This is a genomic window from Rhodoplanes sp. SY1, assembly GCF_046000175.1.
Taxonomy (GTDB): domain Bacteria; phylum Pseudomonadota; class Alphaproteobacteria; order Rhizobiales; family Xanthobacteraceae; genus Rhodoplanes.
Map to the genome: position 1 here is coordinate 13870 of NZ_JBEOMB010000009.1, position 23364 is coordinate 37233.

Below are 23364 nucleotides of genomic sequence, written 5' to 3' on the forward strand. Positions count from 1 at the left end.
ACATATCCGCGCGATTCCGATCAACCATCGGTGACCATTTCGCCGCCCCCTAGGCCATGCGCTATCCTGCGGCGGCTCGTCGGGGATCCCTCAGCGATGATGCCCATGCGATATCGATTGCTCGCCGTCCTCGCCGCGACCTTGGCCGCGATGCTTCTCGGGGTCGCGACGCTGACCTGCACGACGCCGGTCCAGGCCCAGGAGCGGGTCGCGCTCGTCATCGGCAACGGCGCCTACCGGGCCGCGACGCCACTGCCCAACCCGCCCAACGACGCCGCCGACGTCGCCGCCGCGCTGCGCCGCATCGGCTTTACCGTGATCGAGGGCCGCGACCTCGACAAGCCGGCGCTCGAGGACAAGATCCGCGCCTTCGGGCGGGCGCTCGACCGTGCCTCGGTGGCGCTGTTCTTCTATGCGGGGCACGGCCTGCAGGTCGCCGGCAAGAACTACCTCGTGCCGGTCGACGCCAGGCTGGAGCGGCCCGGCGACCTCTCCTTCGAGACCGTCGAGGTCGGCCAGGTCTTGGGCCAGATGGAGGCCGAGGCGCGCGTCAATCTCGTCTTCCTCGACGCCTGCCGCGACAATCCCCTCGCCCGCACGCTGGCCCGCTCGCTCGGCACCCGCTCGGCCTCGGTCGGCACCGGGCTCGCCTCGATCCAGAGCGCGGTCGGCACGATGATCGCGTACGCGACCCAGCCCGACAACGTCGCCCTCGACGGCGAGGGCCGCAACAGCCCGTTCACCACGGCGCTCCTGAAGCATCTGCCGACCCCGGGGCTCGACATCGCCGTCACCATGCGGCGCATCCGCTCCGACGTGGTCGCCGCGACGCGGTCGCGCCAGGTTCCGTGGGACCACTCCTCGCTGATCGGCGACGTCGTGCTGGTGCCGGGCGGCGGCGCGCCGCCGCAGACCGCGACGCAGCGGCCCGCCCCCGGCCCCGCGGCGACGACCACGCCGTCCACGACGCCGCCGTCGGCGGCCGCCGCGGGCCGCGGCCAGGATGCCGACATCGCCTACTGGAACTCGGTGAAGGACACGGGCGACGCCGCCCAGCTCCGCAGCTACATCGCCGCCTTCCCGAACGGCACCTTCGTGGCGCTCGCGCATCTCCGCCTCCAGGAGATCGAGAGCCGCGGCGGCCGGCCGGTCGACGACCGCAGCAAGGTCGCCGCCCTGCCGCCCGACGGCGGCGTGCCGCCGCGCCCGCGCTCGCCGCGGGAAAGCTGCGCGAGCTTCTCGGCGCCGGCCGGCACCGATCTCTACTGCGCGAGCTCGGTGCTCGATCCGCAGTTCGGCAGCACCTACGGGGTGCGCAACCTGTTCGGCGGCGATCCGGGCAGCGCCTGGGTCGAAGGCGCCGCGGGCGACGGCACCGGCGAGTGGGTGACGATCGCGTTCGACGGCGAGCGGACGGTGCGCGGCCTCGTGGTCAACAACGGCTACGAGAAGAGCACCGACCTCTACGTCAAGAACGGCCGGGTGCAGACGCTGCGGCTGGTCTTCTCCACCGGCGAGACCCGCAGCCTGACGCTGCAGGACCGCCTCGGCCCGCAGACCGTCACGCTCGACCGTCCGGTGCGCGCCCACTGGGTCCAGCTCGTCATCGACCGCACCTATCGCGGCACCCGCTACACCGACACGGCGATCTCCAAGCTGACGGTGCTTTCTGAAAGGGCGCGGTAGTGGGCACGGCCCGGGCCGCAGTCGTCGTCGACACAGGCGAGGGCTTTGCAGAACTCGTCATTCCGGGGCGCGCCGAAGGCGCGAACCCGGAATCCAGCGGCGAGCTCGACATCCTGGGCTGGATTCCGGGCTCGGCGCGGTGCGCCGCCCCGGAATGACCGAGCCCCTCACCGCGCCGCCAGCACGAGATCCGGCGCCGGCGCCGCGGCGGGGCCGGGCCGGGTCAGGCGCTCGGCGTGCAGCGTCGCGAGCAGCAACACGACCAGCGCCGTGCCCTGATGCAGGATCGCGAGGTCGAGCGGCACGCGGGCGAGCAGCGTCATCACCCCGATGCCGATCTGCACGACGATCGCGACGGCGAGCGCCAGCGCGCCCGCCCGGACGCCGCGCCGAGCGCCGGCGGTCAGCGTCGCGTCGACGAGATGCAGGATCGCGACGAGCGCCAGCGCGTAGCCGACCATGCGGTGGGTGAACTGGATGGTCAGGGTGTTCTCGAAGAAGTTGATCCACACCGGATCGGCGAAGAACAGATCGCGGGCGCTCGGGATCAGCGCGCCGTCGATCAGCGGCCAGGTGTTGTGGACGAGGCCGGCCCGCATGCCGGCGACCAGCGCGCCGACATAGATCTGCGCGAGCACCAGGCCGACCAGCACGCCGGCGCCGACCCGCAGCCGCCACGGCACCGCCTCGCCCGGTCGTGCCGAGAGCCGCGCCCCGGTGAAGACCAGGGCCGAGAAGATCACGCAGGCGAGCGTCAGATGAAAAGCGAGCCGGTAGTGCGAGACGAAGATGCGGTCGGCGAGCCCGGACGCGACCATCCACCAGCCGACCCCGGCCTGCACGGCGCCGAGCGCGAAGATCACCGAGAGGCCGACGACGAGGCCGCGAGTCAGGGCGCCGCGCCAAAGAAACCACAGGAACGGCAGCAGGAACGCCATCCCGGTGAGGCGCGCCACGTTGCGGTGGCCCCACTCCCACCAGTAGATCACCTTGAAGTCGTGCAGCCCCATCCCGCGGTTGAGGATCTCGTATTGCGGGATCGCCTTGTACTTGTCGAACTCGGCCTGCCAGGCGGCCTCCGAGAGCGGCGGCAGCGCACCCGTCAGCGGCTTCCACTCGACGATCGACAGGCCGGACTCGGTGAGGCGGGTCGCCCCGCCGACGATCACGGTGAGGAAGACGAGGCCGGCGACGGCGAACAGCCACAGGCGGAGTGCGACGGAGATGCGATACGGCACGTCGGAGTCCCGGGGGTTGAAGACGACACAACGGTCACGGCCGCTTGCGCGAGCCCGCATCGACCATATAGACCCTCGGTCGCGGGCGGCCAATGTCGGGGTCCCCGCCTCCGCCGGACGCCCAGGTCGCGCCGGCACGCGCGCGAGACGGGGCGCGGTCCGAGGGACCGGCGACCGCCGCGAGGATCGGGGGATCGCCATGACACGCCGCCGCCGCCGCCTGGTCGGGCTGTTCGGCCTCATCGTCCTGCTGGTGCTCTGGGGCTTCTTCGCCGTCGGCGCCGGCTACTTCTTTCTCGGCTCGGAGAGCTGGGCGGTGCGGATGGCCTATTACGCCATTGCGGGCGCCGGCTGGCTGCCCTTCGCGCTGCCGATCGTCACCTTCATGGCGAAGGTGGAGTGAGGCCGGCCGCCTGCGCCGGACGGGGCGTGGCCGGCGTCGCCTGATCGCACCGGACCCGGCTTCGCGGCGCGCCCGGGACACGAGGCCGCGCGCGGCCGCCGGCCGTCACTAAAGCCCGGTCACGCCAGACCGTGTCGCCGCAGCGAGTCCCACAAGGTGCGCAGGTTCGCCTCGACCTGGCGGGTGCGCTCGGGCGTGTTGTAGGCCCGCGCAGCCTCGTTGGCCGAGATGAGATCGGCCATGTGGCGGTTCCAGTCGAAGCCGTCCGAGACATCGCGGGCTCGCGGGTTCCCTCCGTCGACCGGGATCAGAATCCCGCCGACCTGCATCGACAGCATCAGGATGTCGCCTTCGCTCATGCTCGCCGTCGCCTCCTCCCAGGCGGCGCGCAGCGCCGGCGAGGCATTCACGGGCCGGAACGAGAACAGCAGCGCGGCGCCGGTCTGCAGGAGCCCGTCGCCGTTCAGATCGACCCCTTCGGTCGGGGCGAGCAGCAGGTTCTCGGCGCCCTCCTCGGACAGCGCGCCGACATCGATCGGGTCGGCGAGCGACGCCGCACTCTGAAGAAGCGCGAGCGAGGCCGTGTCCAGCCCGGCCAGGAAGCTCCTCGCCTGTCCGCTGCGGACCGCCGATCGTCCGGCCGTGTAGAGGGCTTCCACGCTGTCCTGTCGGGTCTGATCGAGACCGCGGGCCGAGAGAATCCGCTCGTCGTCGACGCTCAATGCGAAGGGCTGGGAGAAGTCCGGGCGATGCCGTCCCTTCAACAAGGGACTGCTCGCGGCGGCCCCGCTGGTCGCGGCGGCCGTGCTGGAAAATGCCGTCATGTCTCGTCCTTCCGGCAGATCTTGCCGGCACGCGTGTCACGATGCGGAAGGCGTTGCCGGAAATCCCGGCAACGCCCGCGCCGCGGGAGCATGGATGCAAGACGAAGGCCGGGGACGGGAGAACGGCGGTCGACGAAACCTCACGCCGCGCTGAGCTTGCGCAGGCCGTTCCACAGCGCCGTGCCGGTGCCGGACAGAAGCACGTCGACATAGCGGCCGCGCTGGAACTCGCCGTTGATCGAGATGCGCGGCAGCGCCGTCAGGGTCTCGGCGTGCTCCGGGAACAGCACGCCGGGGCGCGTCGTCACCGCGGTCTTGAAGCCGAGCTCGGCCGCGATGGCGAACTCGCGCGGCCCCGCTGCGGTGGCGTCGCCGTATGGATAAGCGAGATGACGCGGCGCCTCGCCGAGCGCCGCCTCGAGAACGGCCGATCCCATCTTCAGCTCCGACCGCGCCACCGTGTCGCAGGCCTTGGCCAGCATCACGTGATTGACCGTGTGGGCCCCGATGGTGACGAGCGGATCGGCCGCCAGCGCGCGGATCTCCTCCCAGCTCATGCACAGGCTGTCGCAGATGGCGGCGCTGTCGACCCGGTAGCGGGCCGTCAGCTCGCGTACCGCGTCGAGCATCTGGGCGTCGGTCGGCATCCGGCGGAGCCAGCAATAGAGGAGCGCGAAGGCTTCGCTCTTCTCGGCCGTGGTGGCACAGGCGATGCGGCAGTCGCGCCCGTCCATCTCCAGCACGATCTTGTCGTTCTGCGCGATCACGGCCTCGAGCGCCGCCCACCACAGCTCGCCGAGCCGGTCCGGGAAGCTGGTCGGCACGTAGACGGCGAACGGAATCCCGTGCCGCTTGAGGATCGGATAGGCGAAATCCTTGTTGTCGCGGTAGCCGTCGTCGAACGTGAAGCCGACGAAGCGGCGCCCGAAATCGCGCTCCGAGAGGCGGCGATACACCTCGTCGAGGCTGACGAAATCGACCTTGCTGCGGGCGAGCCGTGCGACGACCTGCTCCAGGAACTCGGGGATGATCTCCAGGAGCCGGTTGGGCTGAAAGCCGTCCGGGCGGGCGGGCCGCACGTGATGAAGCATCAGGATGGCGCCGATGCCGCCCAGGACCGGCCGCATCAGCCGATGCGCCCCCGAGAAGTAGAGCGCCTCGAGACCCGATCTGATGATGGCTCGTTTCAACTGATTCACGTCCTCGAGTCCATTGCGAGGTCGGCTAATCCGCACACCATGATGCGCGAAGCTTCGAACCGTGCAAAGCCGATCCCCCAGGGCCGGGACCGAACGTCGCAGCCACCCGATCGCCTCGGTCGACCGCCACGCGACCCCGACGCGCGCGAAACGTGTCCTCCGCCGGAACTACCTGATCGGCTCGAACATGTTCCATTCCGGCTATACCAACGCTTTGTTGATTTTTCTTTGCCAATCTCGGCGGCAGAAACGATCCAGACAACCAGGCGGTCCCTGCATGAGCGTCATCGAGCTCTCGGCGAAGCACGAGCCGCGCGCGACCGTGTCGCAGTCCGCAACGTCGGGCGGCCCGTCGACGATGCCATGCGCAGCCGGCCCGGTGGTCGAGGTCGCCGTCGTCGACAGCCTCGCAGCCGCGCAACCGGCCTGGCAGGCGATCGAGGCCGTCGGGGCGGTCGCGACCGCGTTCCAACGGCACGCCTGGGTCGACGCCTGGCAGCGTCATGCGGGTGACGCCGAGGGCGCACAGCCTCTGGTCGTGATCGGGCGCGACCGCGACGGGATCCCTGCCTTCCTGTGGCCCTTCGTGGTGTCGCGCGGGCTTCTCTCGATCGCCCGTTTTCCCGGCGGAAGCCATTCGGGACTCAATATCGGCCTGTGGCGGCCCGACGCGGCCGCCGCCATGACGACGGGGGCGATGGTTCGCGACCTGCTGGTGCGGATCGGGCGACAGCACGGCATCGACGCCTTCGCGCTCGTGCGCCAGCCGCGGCGCTGGCGCGGGCTCGACAATCCCTTCGCCCTGCTGCCGTCGCAGCCCTCGGTCGACGACGTGCTGGCGACGACGTTTCCCGAGGGCGGCACGCCCGAGGACGCCGTCAAGGCGACGCTGACGCGCGACATGCGGGGCCGGCTGCGCAACAAGGAGCGCAAGCTCGAGAAGCTCGACGGCTACGGCTATCGGCGGGTCACGACGGGCGCCGACGCCGACCGGGTGCTCGACGCCTTCCTGGCCCAGAAGGCGGCGCAATTCGCCGCCCAGGGCATCCGCAACGTCTTCACCGCGCCGGGCGTCGAGGACTTTCTGCGGGCGGCCTGCCACGCAGGCCTCGCGGACGGCCGTCCCGGCATCGAGCTGCATGCGCTGGAGGGCGGCGGCGAGGTCATCGCGGTGATGGGCGGGGTCTGCGACCAGTACCGCTTCTCCTGCATGTTCAACGCCTACACGACCAGCGAGAACGGCCGCTGGAGTCCGGGCCTCATCCTGATCGGCCACATCGCGCGCGACTGCGCGACGCGTGGCGTCGCCAGCTTCGACCTCGGACCGGGGGCGGCGTCGTACAAGACGTTCTTCTGCCGCGAGCCCCAGGGGTTGTTCGACAGCATGGTGCCGGTGTCGCTCGCGGGCCGCGTCGCGGCGCTCGGCCTCGCCGGCGTCGCCAGCGCCAAGCGGCGCGCCAAGGAGAGCCCGCTGGTGATGAGGCTCATCCAGCGCCTGCGCCGCGGCACGGCGGGCGCTGGCTGAATCACCATCCACGACGACTTGCCCTGACCGACTCGTGTCGCGGCTCTCGGCCGCGTGTCCCGGCGAAAGCCGGGACCCAGGGGCGGCTCGGCCAGCGCCTGCTCCAACCGCTCTGGGTCCCGGGTCACGGCGCAACGCGCCGTGCCCGGGACACGAAACTCTGGTCCGCGGCGGAGAGTTCGAGGCGCAACCGAGAGCCTACGCCGCCTCCGGGTGCGGAGTCGGGGCCACGAGGGGGGCGCCGGCGAGCACGATGAGGCCGTCCCCGTAGCCGGCGTCGGCGAGGCGGGCGCGGGCGACGCCGGCGATCGGGTCGGTCGGATCGGGCACCACCAGCACGCCGCCGGGCGCGAGCTCGGCCATCTGGTCGGCGGCGATCACGTCGAAGGCGCCGGCGTCGATGATCACGTGGTCGTAGGTGCGGGCGAGCGCGTCGATCATGGTGACGAAGCGCAGCGAGGCGAGCAGCGCCGCCGTCTCCGCCTCGCCGCGGCCGCGCGGCACGATGTGGGCGCGCGAGACCTTGTCGCGGGCGATGATCTCGCCGAAGGTCGCCTCGCCCCGGACCATGTCGGTGACGCCGGGGCCGTCGCCCCCGACCGCCGCGGCCGCGCTTCCGGCAGGCTCGGCGCCGAGCCGCACCATCACCACCAGCGCATCGCGGGCGAGCAGCCGCGCCACCGCCATGGCGGCCTGGGTGGCGCGCCCGTCCGGCGCGGTGCCGAAGAACGCGACCTGGCGGCCGACGGCGCCGTCGCGCAGCCGGCCCGCGAGCTCGTCCACGGACGACAGGGTGACGGCCGCGTCGGGCATCACCTCGTCCCGCGCCGCAAAATCCCGCGCCACCAAGTCCGGCGCCGCGACGTCGGCGCCCGCCCGGGCCGGCGGCTCGGCGGCGCCGTCGTGCGGCATGGGGTCGCCGGGGACCGCCGCCGGCGCGTCCGGCAGGTGAGGCGTGGCGTCGGCGAAGGCCGGCGGCACGGGCTCGGCGGCAGCAGCCGACGGCTCGTGCGCCGCGGTGGCCTCGTCGGTGTCGTCGCGCGGCGGCGACGGCGGCTCGGACGTCACCGGCTCGGACGACAGCGCCGGAATGGCGGGTGGCGCACGCCCGGTCCACAGGCTTCGGCCGAACAGGCGGCGGCCCGGTCGTTCCGGCTCCTCCAGGCGGGGCGCCGGTCCGGGCGGCGGGACCGCGGCCGCCGGCGCGACCGGCGGCGCCTCCCGATACGGACCCGCCTCCCTGAACGGAGACGCCTCGCGATAGGGAGACGCAGCCGGCTCGACGCGCGGCACCCCGGCCGGCGCCGGTGCGGCGGCGCGGATCAGCTCGCCCGCCGTGACGAGGCCGGCGGCGACGAAGAAGGTGGCCAGCGTCGCGACCAGCACGATCGGCATCTTCTTCGGGAAGAACGGCGTGTTGGAGACGATCGCGCGGGAGATGACGCGGGCGTCGGCCGGCGCCGAGCCGATGCTCTCGCGCGCCGAGGCCTCGCGAAACTTGCCGAGATAGGACTCGAGCAGATCGCGCTTCGACTTGGCGTCGCGCTCGAGCGCGCGCAGGCGGACGTCGTCCTCGTTGCTGGTCGCGGCCTGGCGCTTGAGCGCGTCGAGCTCGGCGGTCAGCTTGGTCACCCGCTCGGCCGCTTCGCGGGCGTCGTTCTCCAGCGAGCGCACGAGCTTCTCGGCCTCGGAGCGGATCTGCCGGTCGTAGTCGGAGATCTGCGCCTTCAGCTCCTTGATGCGGGGATGGTTGTCGAGCAGCGTCGAGTATTGCTCGGCGAGCTGGGCGCGCAATGCGACGCGCTGCTCGGACAAGCGGCGGATGAACTCGGAGTTGACGATCTCGGACGCCTCGATGGCGTCGCCCCGCCGCAGCATGTCGCGCAGCAGCCGCGCCCGCGTCTCGAGATCCGCCTTGCGGGCGCGCGCCGCGCCGAGCTGCGTGTTGAACTCGCCGAGCTGCTGGTTGGACAGCGTGGTGTTGTTGGTGCCGACGAACAGGTTGCTGGTGGAGCGGAAGCTCTCGACCCGGGCCTCCGCCTCGGCGACCTCGCGGCGCAGCCGGTCGATCTCGCCGGACAGCCAGCGGCTGGCCGCCTGCATGTCCTCCTGCTTGTTGCCCTGCTGCAGCTTGAGATAGGTCTGCGCGATCGCGTTGGCGACGCGCGCCGCCAGCGCCGGATCGAAGGACTGGAACTCGACCGTGATGACCCGCGACTTGTCGACCGCGTAAGCCGTGATCCGCTCGTACCAGGCGTCGAGAACCCGCTCCTCCGGCGTCATGCGGTAGGGATCGCGCGAGACGCCGACCGCCACCAGCACGCGCTTGAGCAGCGGCAACCCGCCGATCAGCGGGTCGAACTCCGCCCGCTTGGCGAGCTCGAGCTCGGCGATCACCTGGGTGGCGAGGTCGCGCGAGAGCACGAGCTGCACCTGGCTCGTCATCGTCTCCTGGTCGGCGGCGCTGCGGTCGAAGCTGTTGCGATCGGCCTCCGGGCGCAGGAAGACGTTCTCGCGCCCCTCGTAGAGGATGCGCGTCTCCGATTTGTAGCGAGGCGTCAGCACGTTGACGACCGCGGTCGCCACCAGGGCGGCGAGCAGCGTCGGAATCACGATCAGCCACTTGCGGCGCCACAGCGCACGACCGATGGCGCGCATGTCGAGCTCGCCGCGCCCGCCCACCGCCTCGGGGTCCGATCCGAACGACATCCTGCAAGCTCCGCACCACACAGACTACGCACGCGGCTCGATTACACTCTATTATGGTTGCCGGCGGGTTAATCGTCACCCCCTGCCCGGAATCCGTGGCGCAACTCCCGCTCAACCTTGACAGACCGTGTGCGGTGTCATGGATTCACGGCCGGTTCTGCCCGGCCTTTGGTCCCGGATCGGCGGCGCCCCCGAGAATCGACGCGAGCCTGCGGAGGATGCGGTTCATGGACATGCCGGTTCGGTTGAGAATCGTGCATGTCGTGCGCGCGCCGATCGGCGGCATCTTCCGCCACGTCTGCGACCTCGCGACCGCCCAGAGCGCCGCCGGCCATACGGTCGGGATCGTCTGCGATTCTCGCACCGGCGGAGACTTCGAGGCGGCGGCGATCGCAGCCGTCGCCGACCGGCTCGACCTCGGGGCGACGCGCATGCCGATGCGGCGCGACGTATCGCCGGCCGATCTCGCCGCCCTGATGCGGCTCACCCGCCACATCGGCGCGATGGCGCCCGACGTGATCCACTGCCACGGCGCCAAAGGCGGCGTCTACGGCCGGCTGATCGGCGCCTGGCTCGGCCGGTCGCGGCCGATCGCCGTGCTCTACGCCCCGCATGGCGGCAGCCTGCACTACGCGGTCGGCTCGCTGGAGGGCCGGTTCTACTTCGCCATCGAGCGGGCGCTGGAGCGGGTCACCGACGCGCTCGTCCATGTCAGCGCCTACGAGGCCGAGACCTATCGCCAGAAGATCGGCCCGCCGCGCTGCCGCGCCGTGGTGATCCACAACGGCCTGCGCGAGGCCGAGTTCGAGCCGGTGATCCCGCACCCGGACGCCCGCGACCTCCTGTTCCTCGGCATGTATCGCGAGCTGAAAGGAACCGACGTGTTCCTCGAGGCGATCGCCAAGCTGCAGAGCCGGTTCGGCCGCCGCGCCACCGCCCACCTGTTCGGCCAGGCCGAGGACGAAGGCCGGGCGCGCTACCAGATGTTGGCCGAGACGCTCGGCATCACCGACCGGGTGACGTTCCACGATCCCGCCCCGACCCGCGAAGCCTTCGCGTTCGGCCGTTCCGTCGTGGTGCCGTCGCGGGCCGAGTCGATGCCCTACATCGTGCTGGAGACGATCGCGGCCGGCCTGCCGATCGTCGCCACCCGGGTCGGCGGCATCCCCGAGATCTTCGGACCGCGCGCCGGCGAGCTGGTGCCGCCCGGCGATCCCGACGCCCTGGCCGGCGCCCTGCAGGCCCTGCTCGCCGATCCGGTGCGGGCCCAGATCGACGCCGCCGCGCGCTACGACTGGGTGCGCCCGCGCTTTCACATCGACGCGATGCAGCGGCGCGTCGACGAGCTCTACCGCGAGATCCTGGCCGGCAAGGCGGCGCGGTTCGGCACGACGGCACTCGGGCGCCCCGCCGCGGAGCCGCGGACCCGAGCGCCGCGCACCCGGGAGCCGGGTCCACCCGCCCCGCCGGCCGCCGAGCCGGACACCGGCTCGCGCCGCGCGCCCGAGCCCGAGGCGAGAGAGACCCGGGTGGACGCGCCGTCGGCACGGCGTATTCTCGGTCCGCACGTGGCCGGACGACGCGCGGGACCTGCGGGCGGCGGGGCCTTCCGGCTGGTTCCGGCGGTCTAGTCGTCGTTTACCAGGTTATGTGAATGCCGCGCGAGAAGCGTCGACGTTTACGCGACCGTGGCCATTTTTACGTATGCCGGAAGCGGAACGACGGCGGACCGTCGCGGCCGTCGAGCGGTCGGCTCCGCAGCCCCCCGGAGGCATCGACATGGCGATCGCAGCTCCACCGATGAACGGTGCTCCTCCCGGCCGCCCCGGCAGCCACTCGGCCGTCCCACGCGAGCTCGGGCCGCTCGCCCGCAAGATCGCCGAGGAGCCGATCGCCGACGCCATCTCGCCCGTCGTGCTGACCGGCGTCGCCCGCATCGTCGAGTTCCTGCTGGTGGTGCTCACGGGTGCCGCCGTGCACGCCGTGTGGCTCTACCCGAGCGAGGGCTTCGAGCCGATCTACCTGATCATCGAGCTCGCCGTCGCGACGGCCGCGATCCTCGCCTTCCAGATGGTCGACATCTACAACGTGCAGGCGTTTCGCTCGCACGTCTATCAGCTCGGCCGGCTGTGGGTGGCGTGGACGGCCGTGTTCCTGATCGCGCTCGCGCTCTCCTTCTTCGCCAAGCACGAGTACTTCTTCTCGCGCGCCTGGACGGCCGGCTGGTACGTCACCGGCATGGTGGTGCTGTTCGCCTTCCGGATCGGCCTCGGCTGGCTGGTGCGACACTGGGCCGACCAGGGACGGCTGATCCGGCGCGTCGTGATCGTCGGCGGCGGCCGCGAGGGCGAGGCCCTGGTGCGCGCCATCGGCGCCGAGGCGCATTCGGACCTGCGCATCTGCGGCGTGTTCGACGACCGCGGCGACGACCGCTCGCCCTCGGTGGTGGCCGGCGTGCCGAAGCTCGGGACGGTCGACGACCTGGTCGAGTTCACCCGCCGCACCCGGGTGGATCTCATCCTGGTGTCGCTGCCGCTCACGGCGGAAGACCGCGTGCTGCAGATGGCGCGCAAGCTGTGGGTGCTGCCCGTGGACGTGCGGCTCGCCGCCCACATGAACCGCCTGCGCTTCCGGCCGCGCGCCTATTCCTACATCGGCAACATCCCGGTGCTGGACATCTTCGACAAGCCGATCGCCGACTGGAACCTGGTGATAAAGTCGGTGTTCGACCGTGTCGCGGCCTTCCTGATCCTGGTCGCGATCTCGCCCGTGATGCTCGCGACAGCGCTCGCCATCAAGCTCGACAGCAAGGGGCCGGTGTTCTTCAAGCAGCGCCGGCTCGGCTTCAACAACGAGGTGATCGAGGTCTACAAGTTCCGCTCGCTGCGTCACGAGCACTCCGATCCCGATGCGAAACGGGTCGTCACCAAGGGCGACGACCGCGTCACCCGGGTCGGGCGGTTCATCCGCAAGACCTCGATCGACGAGCTGCCGCAGCTCATCAACGTGCTCCGCGGTGACCTCTCGCTGGTCGGCCCGCGGCCGCACGCCATCCACGCGCCGCTCGCCAACAAGCTGTGGGACGACGTGGTCGACGGCTACTTCGCCCGCCACCGGGTGAAGCCCGGCATCACCGGCTGGGCGCAGATCAACGGCTGGCGCGGCGAGCTCGACACGCCCGAGAAGCTGCAGCAGCGCGTCGAGCACGACCTGTACTACATCGAGAACTGGTCGCTGCTGTTCGACCTCTACATCCTGCTGCGCACGCCCTTCGCGCTTCTCGAGACGGAGAACGCCTATTGAGCGCGATCGATTCGCCGCTTTCCGGTCCGCTGCCCGGCCCGGCCATGGCGGCCGGTATGCCGGCGGCCGGCATGCCGGCGCGCGTCACGCCGGGGGTGGAGCGGCTGCGTCTCGCGCTGATCTTCATGATCGCCTTCACCAGCGGCTTCGTGCAGCGCGAGCCGGCCCCCTACGAGCTGATCGTGTCGATCGCCATCGTGGTGTTCGCCGCGACCGGGCTGACGCTGCGGGCGACGCTGCTGCCGCTGCTCGGGCTCCTGGTGATCCAGAACATCGGCTATCTCGTCTCGCTGATGCCGGTGATCACCCTCGAGCGCACCGCCATGTGGACGGCGGTGACGAGCTTCCTGTCGATCACGACGCTGTTCTTCGCCATGGTGCTGTCCCAGAACACGGCGCAGCGCCTCGACATGCTGATCCGCGGCTACATCGGAGCCGCGCTCGTCACGGCGGCGATCGCGATCCTCGCCTTCTTCCGCGTGCTGCCCGGCTACGATCAGTTCCTGCTGTACGACCGCGCCGCCTCGACCTTCAAGGACCCCAACGTGTTCGGGCCGTTCCTGGTGCTGCCCGGGCTGGTGCTGCTGCAGCGCATGGTCTCGGCGAGCGATCTGCGCCGGCTCCTCGCCGACGGGCTCAAGCTCCTGGTGATCGCGGCCGGCCTCCTGCTCACGTTCTCGCGCGGCGCGTGGGGGCACTTCACCGTCTCGGCCCTGGTGATGCTCTTCCTCACCTACGTCACCACCCGCTCGGCGAGCGACCGCTTCCGCATTACCTTCGTGTCGGTGATCGGGGTCGTGGTGCTGGCCGGCCTGGTGCTCCTCTTGCTGTCGTTCGACGTGGTCGGCGACATGTTCAAGGTGCGTGCCAATCTGGTGCAGGACTACGACGCCGGCGAGCAGGGCCGGTTCGGTCGCCACATCGCCGGCGCTCTCCTGGTCTTCGAGCTGCCGTGGGGCGTCGGGCCGCTGCAGTTCTCCAAGGAGTTCTCTTACGAGCCCCACAACTCGCTGATCAGCGCGTTCATGAACGGCGGCTGGATCGCCGGCACGACCTGGCTCGCCCTGACCGTGCTGACGCTGGTGATCGGGCTGCGCCACGCCTTCGTGCGCACGCCCTGGCAGCCGATCTTCATCGCCGCCTACGCGACCTTCGTGGGCGAGGTCGGCGAGAGCTGGATCATCGACGTGGCGCATTGGCGCCACTACTTCCTGATCATGGGGATCGTCTGGGGCCTGATCGCGGCCGGTCGCGTCGCCCCGGCGCCGCCCGATCCGGTGGCGTATCGCCGGCCGCAGCCGGGCGTGCGAGACGCATCTTAATCGCGGAGACGTCCGTCATTCCGGGGCGCGCCACCCGGATCGGCGCGTCGCGCCGTAAGGGCGCAGGCTCAGGCGCGAGCCCGGAATCCAGCGGCGGACTCCACATTCTCGATTGCATTCCGCATTTTGGACTGGATTCCGGGTTCGGCGCGGCGCGCCGCCCCGGAATGACCAGGGCCCAGCCTCAGCCCTGCACCCGCACGTATTGCTGATACGAGTAGCGGGTGCCGATGTCGTGGCGGAACAGGAAGTCGTCGATCGCCGCCATCGGCTTCATCAGGCGGCCGCGCAGCAGATAGAGCGAGGCGAGCGCGAAGAACTCCATGCGCGGATGCTCGGTCGTCACCTCGAACACGCCGCGCAGGGTCGCGATCTCCGACGGGGTCAGCGGGAACTCGTGCTCGTCGCCGTATTTCGGCACCCACAGCTTGCCGACCACGTGCTTGCGGAACCACAGCAGCAGATCGCTCGCCGCGTTGTTCTCCCAGAAGAAGGCGCGGCCGCCGGGACGGATGGTCCGGCGCAGCGCCTGGCAGAACTCGCCGAACGGCTCGAGGTGGTGGAGGATCATCGAGCCGTAGACGAAGTCGACCGGCCCCAGCGTGTCGATCGTCATCGCGTCGCAGACGACCGGCCGCACCCGCGTCACGCCGCGCGCCCGGCAGCGCTCGGTCAGCGAGGCGATCGCCACCGGCGAGGCGTCGACCGAGATCACGTCCGCGCCGATCTCGGCGAGCAGCAGCGACGAGGCGCCGGCGCCGCAGCCGAGATCCAGCACGGTCTTGCCGGACAGGTCGCCGAACCAGGCGGCCGCCGCCTGGATCGCCTCGCGGGCCTCGTCGGAGAGCTCCTTCGAGTAGATCGGGTTGGTCGAGTAGACCTCGTCCCAGAAGCCGGCCGAGATCGAGGCGCCCTGCGGCTTCGCCGTGTCCGGCGACGTCGTGGCACCTTGCGGCGGCGTCGCATCCGGCGCCATCGCGGCGCCCTGCGGCGCCGACACGGCGCCGTTCGCCTTCACGGAAACGGCCTGGGTCATGAATCCTCCTGCGGGCGCACGGCCGCTCTCGCGACCCGAGGGGGCGCGCCCGAGACACCGACTACTACGCGACCGGCGTTGGTTTTAGCTTAACGGGAGGCGCGGTCCGCACACGTTGCCGCGAGGTCGCCGCGTTGTGGTCGCGCTGTGTCGCGGTCGCCGCCGCCTTGTCGCAAGTGGCAGCGGAACCCGCGCGATTTCACCGGGGAACCGCGTTCACCCCCTCCTCCGGAGCGCCGCTCGGAGTTTCGCCGGTCGACCTCACCGCCGCTCGGAACGCCCGTGGAGACGGCGACTCGGCGCCCCGGGCATGCCGGTCCCTTCCCCCTGCTGGCCCGCTTGCCAGCCCTCTGCACGGCTCGCCCCCTGCACGGCTCGCCGACGACGCGCGCCTTGCAGACCGGCCCCGCAGCCCGCCGACGAGACATCCGGACCGGTTGCGCGGGCCCGGCCGCCTCTCTATAGTCCCGGCCGCTCGGAGCGTAGCGCAGCCCGGTTAGCGCACCAGTCTGGGGGACTGGGGGTCGAGAGTTCAAATCTCTCCGCTCCGACCATTCAAACCACTGTAATCAAAAGAATTCTCCGAATCCTGTCGCCGAGCCGGCCGCTCCTCGTTGACCGTTGGCACGCAAATGGTCGGCGGCCGCGGCGAATCGAGGTCCTCGCGACCGACACCAGCCCGGATGCCGTGTGCCGAACGGCGGAGCCGGCTGCTCATCACCGGGCTTCACGCCTGGATCGCCGCCAGCGCACCGAACTCTCCGCCGAGAGCCAGACTGCCAAGCCGATCGACGACGCGCTGAAGCGCGGGGCCGCGCTCACCCGCGTCCCCGACATCGGCCGCCTGTGCATGTCCGACAATGTCGCCGAACCGGCGCTGCGCGGGATCAACGTCCGTTTCACTCGCCTCCGACTGTCGGACCATGGTCGCCGCCATGGTGACGCTCGGCGCCAGCCTCGGCCTGATGCTGCCCGGCAATCTCGCGGTGCTCAGCCCGGCTCCGGGCCCGCCGCGCAGGGCAAGATCGCCGGGATCACCGCCATCGATGGCGCCAAGCTCGCCTTCTTCCGCGACATCGCGGCGGCGCTGCGGCCCGGGGCACCGCTGGTCCTGATGGATCACGCGACCGTCGACACCGCGACCGCCGCGACGACCGCGACCGCCTATCGCCGCTGGGCGATCCGCGGCGGCGCCGTGGCGGCCGAGGCCGACGGCATGCTCGAGCGGATCGCCGGCAACTGGCATCCGATCGACGGCGGACGGCTCACATGCGTTCTCGCCGGCACGGGGTTCGAGCGGCCGACGACGTTCTTCCAGGCGCTCGGCCATGTCGGCGTGATCAGCCGCGCATCGGCACGCGAGAGGTCGGACCAAGCAGCATCGAGCGGCCCTCGCAAACCGCGCCCGCGAGCACGCGGCGACGGCGAGCCCGCGCCGGGCCGCCGGCAATCCGCAGATGCCGGACGACGAGCAGAGCGACACGCGCCGGCGCTGACGGCACCATTCTGCCGCGACGCGATAGCCCATGTCATCAGTGGACCTCCTCCGGAATGCAGAGACCGCAGTGTCGGAACGATCCGTCGATCGGCCGCCATAGCCCTCGCTACACCCGCAGTCAGCGGGCGAGCGCGAGGAGCGCGTCGAGATCGAGGTTCTCCTCGCAGTGGTCGGCGAGCGCCTCGATGGCCGCCTCGGTGCGCTGCGCGAAGTCGAGACCGGACGCCTGCGCCCCGACCGACCGGAGCCAGTGGCCGCGGAACGCATCGGCGCCGAACAGGCCGTGCACATAGGCGCCGGCGACGCGGCCGTCGGCCGACACGGCGCCCTCGGGCCGGGCGCGCCCTGCCCCGTCGTCCAGCATCAGCCACGGTCGTGACAGACCCGGCCCCGTGGTGCGCCCCATGTGCATCTCGTAGCCGGTGACGCGACAGCCGCTGAGGCGATCCACCGCGTCGATGTCGACGAGGCGCTTGTCGTCGCCGATCTCGGTCTCGACGTCGAGCAGGCCGAGGCCGGCCGTCTCGCCAGGCGCGCCCTCGATGCCCTGCGGGTCGCGCACCACGCGGCCGAGCATCTGGAAGCCGGCGCACAGGCCGATCACGCGGCCACCGCGGCGCGCATGAGCGAGAATGTCGATGTCCCAGCCCTCGCGGCGCAGCACGTCGAGATCCGTGCGTGTCGCCTTCGAGCCGGGCAGAATGATCACGTCGGTGTCGACCGGGATCGGATTGCCGGGCTGGACGAAACGCAGCGCGACGCCCGGCTCGGCGGCGAGCGGATCGAGGTCGTCGAAATTGGCGATGCGCGAGAGCCGCGGCACCGCGACGACGAGGCCCCGTCCGCCGAACTCGGCGGAGCGCTCCAGCGCGAGCGAGTCCTCCGCCGGCAGCCGGTCGGCGATCGGGAACCAGCGCAACACGCCGAGGAACGGCCAGCCGGTCTGCGCCGTGATGGTCTTGACGCCGGGATCGAACAGCGAGAAGTCGCCGCGGAACTTGTTGACGATGTATCCCACCACGCGGGCGCGGTCGGCCGGATCGAGCAGCGCGTGGCTGCCGACGAGCGCCGCCATGGTGCCGCCGCGGTCGATGTCGGAGAGAATCACGACCGGCAGGTCGGCTTTCTCGGCGAGGTGCATGTTGGTGATGTCGGAGCGGCGCAGGTAGATCTCCGCGCCCGAGCCGGCGCCCTCGACCAGCACCAGGTCGGCCTCGGCGCGCAGCCGGTCGAGTGAGTCGAGGATCGCCGGCATCATGCCGTGGCGCATGCGGTGATAGATGCGGGCCGGGCAGTTGCCGAGCACGCGCCCGCGCAGGACGACCTGCGAGCCGATGTCGGTCTGCGGCTTCAGCAGCACCGGGTTCATGTGAATCGACGGCGCCGCCTTGCAGGCGCGGGCCTGCAGATGCTGGGCCCGGCCGATCTCGCCGTAGATGATTTCTCCATCCGGTCCCGGGGGGAGATCGCTGTCGGCCGCGACGGCGGCGTTGTTGCTCATGTTCTGCGCCTTGAACGGCCGCACCACGAGGCCGCGGCGCGTGAAAGCGCGGCAGAGGCCGGCCACCACCATGCTCTTCCCGACATCCGAGGCGGTGCCCTGGATCATCAAGGAGCGGGCGCGGCGCGGCAGCGGCAATGCGGCGGGCGTGAAGGCGATGCGGGAGACGAGGCCGGCGATCTGGGCATTGACGTCGATGGTCATGATCTGGTCCGAGGAGGCTTCATCTGATAACGCCGCGTCTGCTCGTGTCCGTCCCAGACCACGGGCCGCTCGAGCCACTTCTGGATGAAATTCCAGGCGCCGCCGTAGCCGTTGTGCGGCAGGGTGCAATCCGAGCAGTCCTTGCGGCGGATCCCATTGCGATCGGTAAAGACCTTGTAAGGACCGGGACAACGGTAAGCGATCAAGGGGCAGTAGCAGAACAGGCAGTTGAACTGTCCGCGCACGCCCGTGTGGCAGGGCAGGAACGGACAGGCCGTGTTGGTGAAGCCCTTGAAGGCTTCGTTGGTGGTGGTGTCCTTCGGCTGCATGCGAGGCCCGAGCAACAGCGAGCGCAGCGGCGACGTCGTCACCAGCGCGAAATGCGCGGCAGAGGTTCTGCCGGCAAGCGACATCGCCCGCCGACGCGATGCGCCGCGGATGCGGATGACGATCGGCTTCGCTCGAACGGCAAGGCCGCACGGGCATTCGCGCCACCGACCGACCCGATGCCGATCGTGCGCGGACCGATCACGTGAAAAGCGGAATCAGAATTCGATGATCATTAGCGCTCCCCTTTCGACCCGCCGTCGAACGGAATGGACCAGCGTCTTCGGCCGGTCTCCTGGCTCACGGATCATGGTCTCCGATCACCTTCCCGGGACATGGCCTGATGGCGTCCCAGTGGCTCCGATCGGCGACGATCCGTCTACAGTTGCGGGGGCAGCTGCGGCATTGGCGAGACGCTCGTGTGACGAACGTTCGCCGGACCGCATTCCCGTTTCACCTCTCGACGAGAGGCACCGAAGACGCCTTCAAATGAGCACGAAGGCGGCCGGGGTGCAAGGCCGGGCTTTTCCGGAACTGCGAGACCGACGGCTCACGACCGCGCCGATCCGGCCGTCGCGATCAGCGCGCCATCACGGCATCCGCGCGGACGGAACAGCTGGAGACGATGTGTGCGGACGCCGAGTCCGGCGAGCTCGCCGCCGCTCACCGTCAACGGCAAGATCGACCGCCGCGCCCTGCCGGTGCTCGCCGCCGCGGCGCCGTCGGCAGGACCCGCGTCGCTGCTGGAACGCCGGATCGCCACCGTGTTCGGCCGACTGCTCGGCCGCGCCGACATCCCGCCAACTGAGAGCTTCTTCGAGCTGGGCGCCACCTCGGTGCTGCTCATCGAGGCGCACGGGCGGCTGCGCGACGAGCTGCGAAGGAATTGCCTGCTCCACGGCGTCCGGAGAGACGAGCAGGAGCCTTCGAAGCCGAGACAGAGCCGGTCGGGCTCTCCGGTCGCGATGCAGAAATATCACAGCGTCCGGGAGCTAACCCGGCAGGGCTCATCCGCTCTTGCAATCGCGCCGAGATTGTTACGATATAACATTTAATTCAGGATCGAGGCGCCGACCGTCGGAGACCCAAGGGCCGGACGGTCGGAAAGCGCCCGCGGAGTCGTGCCATGTCGTTCTTTACGCAGCTCTCCGAGCTGCTGCTGACCCCCGTCCAGCTCGCCATCCAGGCGCTGTTCCTGCTCTCGCTGTTCGAGAGCGGGCGGCTCGTCGTGCAATGGGCCTTGCGGTGGCGCGGCCGCCGCGGCTTCCGCACGCCCGCGGCCGGCGGCTTCGGGGCGCTCGGCGGCGGCTACCCGCTGGCGCGGCGCTATGCGGACGATCCGGCGCTGACGCTCGACGAGCTCGACGTCGCCGCCATGAAGCAGCTCGAGCTGATCCGGGTGGCGACCCGGGTGACGCCGATGCTCGGGCTGATCGCCACGCTGATCCCGATGGGGCCGGCGCTCGTCGCCCTCACCCGCAACGACGTCGCCCAGATGAGCGAGCTTCTGCGCTCGGCCTTTGCGGCCGTGGTGCTGGCGCTCGCCGCCGCCTGCTTGTGCTTCTGGATCGCCTCGGTGCGGCGGCGCTGGTGCGCCGAGGAGCTGGTCGCGGTGAAGCGGCGGATCGAGGCCCGGCCATGACGCTGCGCATTCTCGAAGAGGACGAGGAGCTCGACCCGATCCTCTCGGTGGTCAACCTGGTCGACGTGTTCCTGGTGATGATCGGCGCGCTGATGATGATCATCGCCGTCAACCCGCTCAACCCGTTCGCGTCCGAGACGGCCGTCGCGGTGAAGAACCCGGGCCGGCCCGACATGCAGATCGTCGTCAAGGACGGCGAGAAGATCGAGACCTACACGTCGACGCAGGAGATCGGCAGCGGCGAGGGCGTGCGGGCCGGCATCGCCTACCGGCTGAAGGACGGCTCCTTCGTCTACGTGCCCGAGACTGCGCCGTCCGGCGGCGCCCCGGCCGCGACGCCCGGCCGCCGGATGCCATCGGGCCCGGCCGCCCCGCGCGGCCCCCTCCCCTCGCCCCGCCCCGTTCCGCCATCGCCCTCGCCGTGAGGCCCGCCATGCGTATCGCCTGCATGTCCCTGAACGCCGTTCTCCTGTCCACGGTCGCGCTGCTGCCCGCAGCCGCTCTCGCCCAGACGGCCGAGCCGCCACCGGCGACGCCGGCGTCATCGGGCGCCACGAGCGGCGCCGGCGGCGCGGGCGCGAGCGAGCCGGTGCTGCTGGAGACCGTGGTGGTGACGGTGCCGAAGCCGCGCGTGACGCCGGCGCGGCCCGCCTCGGGAACGGCGCGCGGCCCCCGCAGCGGCAGCACCGCCACGGCCGTGCCGGTCGCGGGCACCGGCTCCGGCACGGCCGACGGGGCGGCGCAGACCCAGCCGGTCAACCCGCCACCCTATGCCTTGCAGGCGCGCCGCGCGCTGCGCCGCCCCGGCGCCGAGTCGGTGGTCTCGGTGACGCAGCAGGATCCCGGCACCAAGTCCAATCTCCGCCAGGTGCTCGACGAGGTGCCGGGCGTGCTGATCGGCCAGCGCGGCGGCGAGAACAGCCTCGGATCGATCTCGATCCGCGGCAGCGACACGTCGCAGGCCGGGCCGCGCGGCGGCCGCGGCGTGCGCGCCTTCGCCGACGGCGTGCCGCTCGGCCGGCTCGTCACCGGCGTCACGCTGCCGCTCCTCGATCTGAAATCGACCGACTACATCGAGGTCTATCGCGGCGCGAGCAGCCTGCGCTACGGCGCGCTCGCCACCGGCGGCGCCTTGAACCTCGTCTCCAAGACCGGCCGCACCGCGCCGGGCGCGACGATCTCCACGGCGGTCGGCAGCAACCGCTTCCGCGAGAGCCAGATCGAGCTCGGTGGCTTCAAGGACAAGTACGACTTCTACGTCCAGGTCAACGACCACTTCGACGGCGGCTACGAGTTCAACTCGCGCAACTACGCGCCGCGCTTCAGCGGCAATTTCGGCTGGCAGCCGACCGACAACATCGAGAACCGCACCTATGTGGCGATCGGCAAGAACCTGCAGGAGCTGCCGACCTCGGTGCCGCTGAGCCAGCTCTCGCGCTATCGCCAGTCCGGCTACGACCCGAACAAGACCTCGTTCCCCTACGACCTGCGGGCGAACTACGAGTATCAGCGCGTCGTCAACAAGACCGTGATCCGCTCGGACCAGACCTCGGTCGAGATCGCGCCGTATTTCCTGCGCTCCGCCTTCGACCACCTGCCGAGCGCGTCCGCCGGCATCCAGGACGTGGTGTGGACCGACTGGGGCGTCTCGCTGCGCCTGGAGAACCGCAACGAGCTGATCGGCCGGCCGACCGAGCTGGTCTTCGGCTATCGCCCGACCTACGAGGACGCGAGCTACAAGACCTATCAGTGGGCCAAGGGCACGCGCGGCACGACCAAGGCGTCGCTGGTCTACGACGACGCCTTCCACGCCTGGTTCCACGAGGGCTACGGCGAGGCGGCGATCGAGGTGATGCCGCGCGTGAAGCTGTTCACCGGCGCCCAGGCGTTCTGGACCGACCGCAATTATCACGACGGCTATGCGGGCCCGCGGATCGCGTCGGGCACCGAGGCGAGCCCGGCCGGCGGGGTCGGCATCGGCCCGGCCTCGTCGAACGGGCTGCGCAACTACGAGCGCGACTTCTCCGCCTTCAATCCGAAGTTCGGCGTCAACTGGGAGTATCAGCCGAACCACTTCGTCTACGCCAACATCGCGCGCAGCACCGAGGTGCCGAACGCCGGCGACATCAGTTCGCTCCTGACCCTGCAGCAGACCGTCAACGGCCTGCGTGCCGGCACGCTGAACATGATCGACAACCTCGCCATGCAGCGCGCCTGGACGGGCGAGATCGGCGTGCGCGGCGGCTGGGACCGCTTCCGCTACGACGTCGCCGTCTACGACATGCGGCTGAACGACGAGATCCTGTCCGCCTGCGCGCTGAACTTCATCCCGCTGTCGCGCTTCACGGCGGCTCAGCAGGCGCAGCTGCGCGGCCAGTTCGCCTGCAGCAACGCCAACAGCCTGGTCGCCTTCAACGTCGACAAGACGCGCCGCACCGGCGTCGAGGCCGGCTTCAAGACGCGGCCCGTCGTCGACGTCCTCGCCGCGGGTGACCATGTCCATCTCGACATCACCTACACGTTCATCGACTCCCGCTTCGTCGACGATCCGACCTTCGGCAATGCGCAGATGCCACTCACGCCGCGCCACCAGGCCTTCGCCGAGCTCGGCTACCGGCATCCGGCCGGCTTCTTCGCCGCCGGCAACATCCGCTTCGTCGGCGAGCGCTGGACCACGTTCGACAACTCCGGCGGCGACGCCTTCGTGGCGCCGGCCTCGACGCTCTACGGCGCCCGCGTCGGCTGGAAGGCACCGGACAGGTCGTGGAGCGTGTGGGCCGAGGGCCGCAACCTCGGCGACGTCGCCTATGTGAGCGACTTCGCGCCGCTCTTGCGCTCGGCTGACGCGCCGACCACGCCGGGCGGCACGCCGTTCGTCTATCCGGGCGCCGGCCGCGCCTTCTTCGCCGGCTTCAGCAAGACGTTCAACTGACGACCTTCGAAGGAT

19 protein-coding genes, 1 tRNA gene and 1 riboswitch are annotated in these 23364 nt (G+C 70.7%); of the genes, 12 read left to right on the top strand and 8 right to left on the bottom strand.

Annotation, left to right across the window (positions count from 1 at the left end; translation table 11 throughout):
- Positions 1-105: 105 nt before the first annotated feature.
- Together ABTU92_RS03330 and ABTU92_RS03335 are read left to right on the top strand one after the other, a co-directional pair.
- On the top strand, positions 106-1686 hold the full coding sequence (locus ABTU92_RS03330) for an NADase-type glycan-binding domain-containing protein (protein ID WP_408087655.1): 1581 nt from the start codon (positions 106-108) through the stop codon (positions 1684-1686).
- Complete coding sequence (locus ABTU92_RS03335) at positions 1686-1844, top strand: hypothetical protein (RefSeq protein WP_170145880.1); 159 nt, start codon at positions 1686-1688, stop codon at positions 1842-1844. Before ABTU92_RS03330 ends, ABTU92_RS03335 begins: the two co-directional genes overlap by 1 nt.
- A 9-nt stretch (positions 1845-1853) precedes the next feature.
- On the opposite strand, the gene ABTU92_RS03340 is transcribed toward ABTU92_RS03335, so the two are convergent.
- Positions 1854-2924, bottom strand: a complete 1071-nt coding sequence (locus ABTU92_RS03340) for a COX15/CtaA family protein (RefSeq protein ID WP_408087657.1) — start codon at positions 2922-2924, stop codon at positions 1854-1856.
- A gap of 199 nt (positions 2925-3123) precedes the next feature.
- Here ABTU92_RS03340 and ABTU92_RS03345 point away from each other — a divergent pair, with 199 nt between their 5' ends.
- Complete coding sequence (locus ABTU92_RS03345) at positions 3124-3327, top strand: DUF2842 domain-containing protein (RefSeq protein ID WP_408087659.1); 204 nt, start codon at positions 3124-3126, stop codon at positions 3325-3327.
- Positions 3328-3446: 119 nt separating this feature from the next.
- Here ABTU92_RS03345 and ABTU92_RS03350 read toward each other — a convergent pair whose 3' ends face one another.
- Together ABTU92_RS03350 and ABTU92_RS03355 are read right to left on the bottom strand one after the other, a co-directional pair.
- On the bottom strand, positions 3447-4151 hold the full coding sequence (locus ABTU92_RS03350) for a hypothetical protein (RefSeq protein WP_408087661.1): 705 nt from the start codon (positions 4149-4151) through the stop codon (positions 3447-3449).
- Between the two features lie 140 nt (positions 4152-4291).
- A complete protein-coding gene (locus tag ABTU92_RS03355) occupies positions 4292-5350 on the bottom strand; it encodes a polysaccharide deacetylase family protein (RefSeq protein ID WP_408087663.1) in 1059 nt (352 codons plus the stop codon).
- A gap of 277 nt (positions 5351-5627) precedes the next feature.
- Here ABTU92_RS03355 and ABTU92_RS03360 point away from each other — a divergent pair, with 277 nt between their 5' ends.
- Complete coding sequence (locus tag ABTU92_RS03360; RefSeq protein ID WP_408087665.1) at positions 5628-6875, top strand: GNAT family N-acetyltransferase; 1248 nt, start codon at positions 5628-5630, stop codon at positions 6873-6875.
- 198 nt (positions 6876-7073) lie between these two features.
- On the opposite strand, the gene ABTU92_RS03365 is transcribed toward ABTU92_RS03360, so the two are convergent.
- Positions 7074-9584: an exopolysaccharide transport family protein gene (locus ABTU92_RS03365; protein ID WP_408087667.1), complete on the bottom strand. Its 2511-nt coding sequence runs from the start codon at positions 9582-9584 to the stop codon at positions 7074-7076.
- A 227-nt stretch (positions 9585-9811) separates the two neighbouring features.
- On the opposite strand from ABTU92_RS03365, the gene ABTU92_RS03370 reads away from it, so the two are divergent.
- The 3 genes from ABTU92_RS03370 (at position 9812) to ABTU92_RS03380 (ending at position 14209) form a co-directional block, all read left to right on the top strand.
- Positions 9812-11215 carry a glycosyltransferase family 4 protein gene (locus ABTU92_RS03370; RefSeq protein WP_408087669.1) on the top strand — a complete coding sequence of 468 codons (1404 nt, stop codon included), beginning with the start codon at positions 9812-9814 and terminating at the stop codon, positions 11213-11215.
- A gap of 148 nt (positions 11216-11363) precedes the next feature.
- On the top strand, positions 11364-12887 hold the full coding sequence (locus ABTU92_RS03375) for an undecaprenyl-phosphate glucose phosphotransferase (RefSeq protein WP_408087671.1): 1524 nt from the start codon (positions 11364-11366) through the stop codon (positions 12885-12887).
- Positions 12884-14209 (top strand): O-antigen ligase family protein, encoded by a 1326-nt coding sequence (locus ABTU92_RS03380; protein WP_408087673.1) that lies wholly within the window; start codon positions 12884-12886, stop codon positions 14207-14209. The genes ABTU92_RS03375 and ABTU92_RS03380 overlap by 4 nt, the downstream gene beginning before the upstream one ends.
- Before the next feature lie 184 nt (positions 14210-14393).
- Here ABTU92_RS03380 and ABTU92_RS03385 read toward each other — a convergent pair whose 3' ends face one another.
- Positions 14394-15245, bottom strand: a complete 852-nt coding sequence (locus ABTU92_RS03385; protein WP_408087675.1) for a class I SAM-dependent methyltransferase — start codon at positions 15243-15245, stop codon at positions 14394-14396.
- 476 nt (positions 15246-15721) lie between these two features.
- Between ABTU92_RS03385 and ABTU92_RS03390 the strand changes: the two genes are divergently transcribed.
- Positions 15722-15799, top strand: a tRNA-Pro gene (locus ABTU92_RS03390).
- Between the two features lie 173 nt (positions 15800-15972).
- Here the strand turns inward: ABTU92_RS03390 and ABTU92_RS03395 are convergent.
- The 3 genes from ABTU92_RS03395 to ABTU92_RS03405 all read right to left on the bottom strand — a co-directional run bounded on the left by ABTU92_RS03395 (position 15973) and on the right by ABTU92_RS03405 (position 18861).
- Positions 15973-16575: a hypothetical protein gene (locus tag ABTU92_RS03395; protein WP_408087677.1), complete on the bottom strand. Its 603-nt coding sequence runs from the start codon at positions 16573-16575 to the stop codon at positions 15973-15975.
- Positions 16576-16861: 286 nt separating this feature from the next.
- A complete protein-coding gene (locus ABTU92_RS03400) occupies positions 16862-18448 on the bottom strand; it encodes a cobyric acid synthase (protein ID WP_408087679.1) in 1587 nt (528 codons plus the stop codon).
- Positions 18445-18861, bottom strand: a complete 417-nt coding sequence (locus tag ABTU92_RS03405) for a cysteine-rich small domain-containing protein (protein ID WP_408087681.1) — start codon at positions 18859-18861, stop codon at positions 18445-18447. The genes ABTU92_RS03400 and ABTU92_RS03405 overlap by 4 nt, the downstream gene beginning before the upstream one ends.
- A 181-nt stretch (positions 18862-19042) precedes the next feature.
- A riboswitch (cobalamin riboswitch) is annotated at positions 19043-19268 on the bottom strand.
- Between the two features lie 136 nt (positions 19269-19404).
- On the opposite strand from ABTU92_RS03405, the gene ABTU92_RS03410 reads away from it, so the two are divergent.
- From ABTU92_RS03410 to ABTU92_RS03425, 4 genes are all read left to right on the top strand, one after another.
- Positions 19405-19830, top strand: a complete 426-nt coding sequence (locus ABTU92_RS03410; RefSeq protein WP_408087683.1) for a phosphopantetheine-binding protein — start codon at positions 19405-19407, stop codon at positions 19828-19830.
- A gap of 71 nt (positions 19831-19901) precedes the next feature.
- On the top strand, positions 19902-20417 hold the full coding sequence (locus ABTU92_RS03415; RefSeq protein ID WP_111359018.1) for a MotA/TolQ/ExbB proton channel family protein: 516 nt from the start codon (positions 19902-19904) through the stop codon (positions 20415-20417).
- Positions 20414-20842, top strand: a complete 429-nt coding sequence (locus tag ABTU92_RS03420; protein ID WP_408087685.1) for a DUF2149 domain-containing protein — start codon at positions 20414-20416, stop codon at positions 20840-20842. The genes ABTU92_RS03415 and ABTU92_RS03420 overlap by 4 nt, the downstream gene beginning before the upstream one ends.
- Positions 20843-20850: 8 nt before the next feature.
- Entirely contained in the window at positions 20851-23349 is a 2499-nt protein-coding gene (locus ABTU92_RS03425) for a TonB-dependent receptor family protein (protein WP_408087687.1), read from the top strand.
- The last annotated feature ends 15 nt before the right edge of the window (positions 23350-23364 follow it).

Excerpts from the sequence above, each read along its gene's own strand:
- ABTU92_RS03405 (WP_408087681.1), bottom strand. The coding sequence starts at position 18,861 with ATGTCGCTTGCCGGCAGAACCTCTGCCGCGCATTTCGCGCTGGTGACG.
- ABTU92_RS03350 (WP_408087661.1), bottom strand. The coding sequence starts at position 4,151 with ATGACGGCATTTTCCAGCACGGCCGCCGCGACCAGCGGGGCCGCCGCG.
- ABTU92_RS03400 (WP_408087679.1), bottom strand. The coding sequence starts at position 18,448 with ATGACCATCGACGTCAATGCCCAGATCGCCGGCCTCGTCTCCCGCATC.
- ABTU92_RS03425 (WP_408087687.1), top strand. The coding sequence starts at position 20,851 with ATGCGTATCGCCTGCATGTCCCTGAACGCCGTTCTCCTGTCCACGGTC.
- ABTU92_RS03375 (WP_408087671.1), top strand. The coding sequence starts at position 11,364 with ATGGCGATCGCAGCTCCACCGATGAACGGTGCTCCTCCCGGCCGCCCC.
- ABTU92_RS03395 (WP_408087677.1), bottom strand. The coding sequence starts at position 16,575 with ATGGCCGAGCGCCTGGAAGAACGTCGTCGGCCGCTCGAACCCCGTGCC.
- ABTU92_RS03360 (WP_408087665.1), top strand. The coding sequence starts at position 5,628 with ATGAGCGTCATCGAGCTCTCGGCGAAGCACGAGCCGCGCGCGACCGTG.
- ABTU92_RS03420 (WP_408087685.1), top strand. The coding sequence starts at position 20,414 with ATGACGCTGCGCATTCTCGAAGAGGACGAGGAGCTCGACCCGATCCTC.
- ABTU92_RS03415 (WP_111359018.1), top strand. The coding sequence starts at position 19,902 with ATGTCGTTCTTTACGCAGCTCTCCGAGCTGCTGCTGACCCCCGTCCAG.
- ABTU92_RS03385 (WP_408087675.1), bottom strand. The coding sequence starts at position 15,245 with ATGACCCAGGCCGTTTCCGTGAAGGCGAACGGCGCCGTGTCGGCGCCG.
- ABTU92_RS03345 (WP_408087659.1), top strand. The coding sequence starts at position 3,124 with ATGACACGCCGCCGCCGCCGCCTGGTCGGGCTGTTCGGCCTCATCGTC.
- ABTU92_RS03330 (WP_408087655.1), top strand. The coding sequence starts at position 106 with ATGCGATATCGATTGCTCGCCGTCCTCGCCGCGACCTTGGCCGCGATG.
- ABTU92_RS03365 (WP_408087667.1), bottom strand. The coding sequence starts at position 9,584 with ATGTCGTTCGGATCGGACCCCGAGGCGGTGGGCGGGCGCGGCGAGCTC.
- ABTU92_RS03370 (WP_408087669.1), top strand. The coding sequence starts at position 9,812 with ATGGACATGCCGGTTCGGTTGAGAATCGTGCATGTCGTGCGCGCGCCG.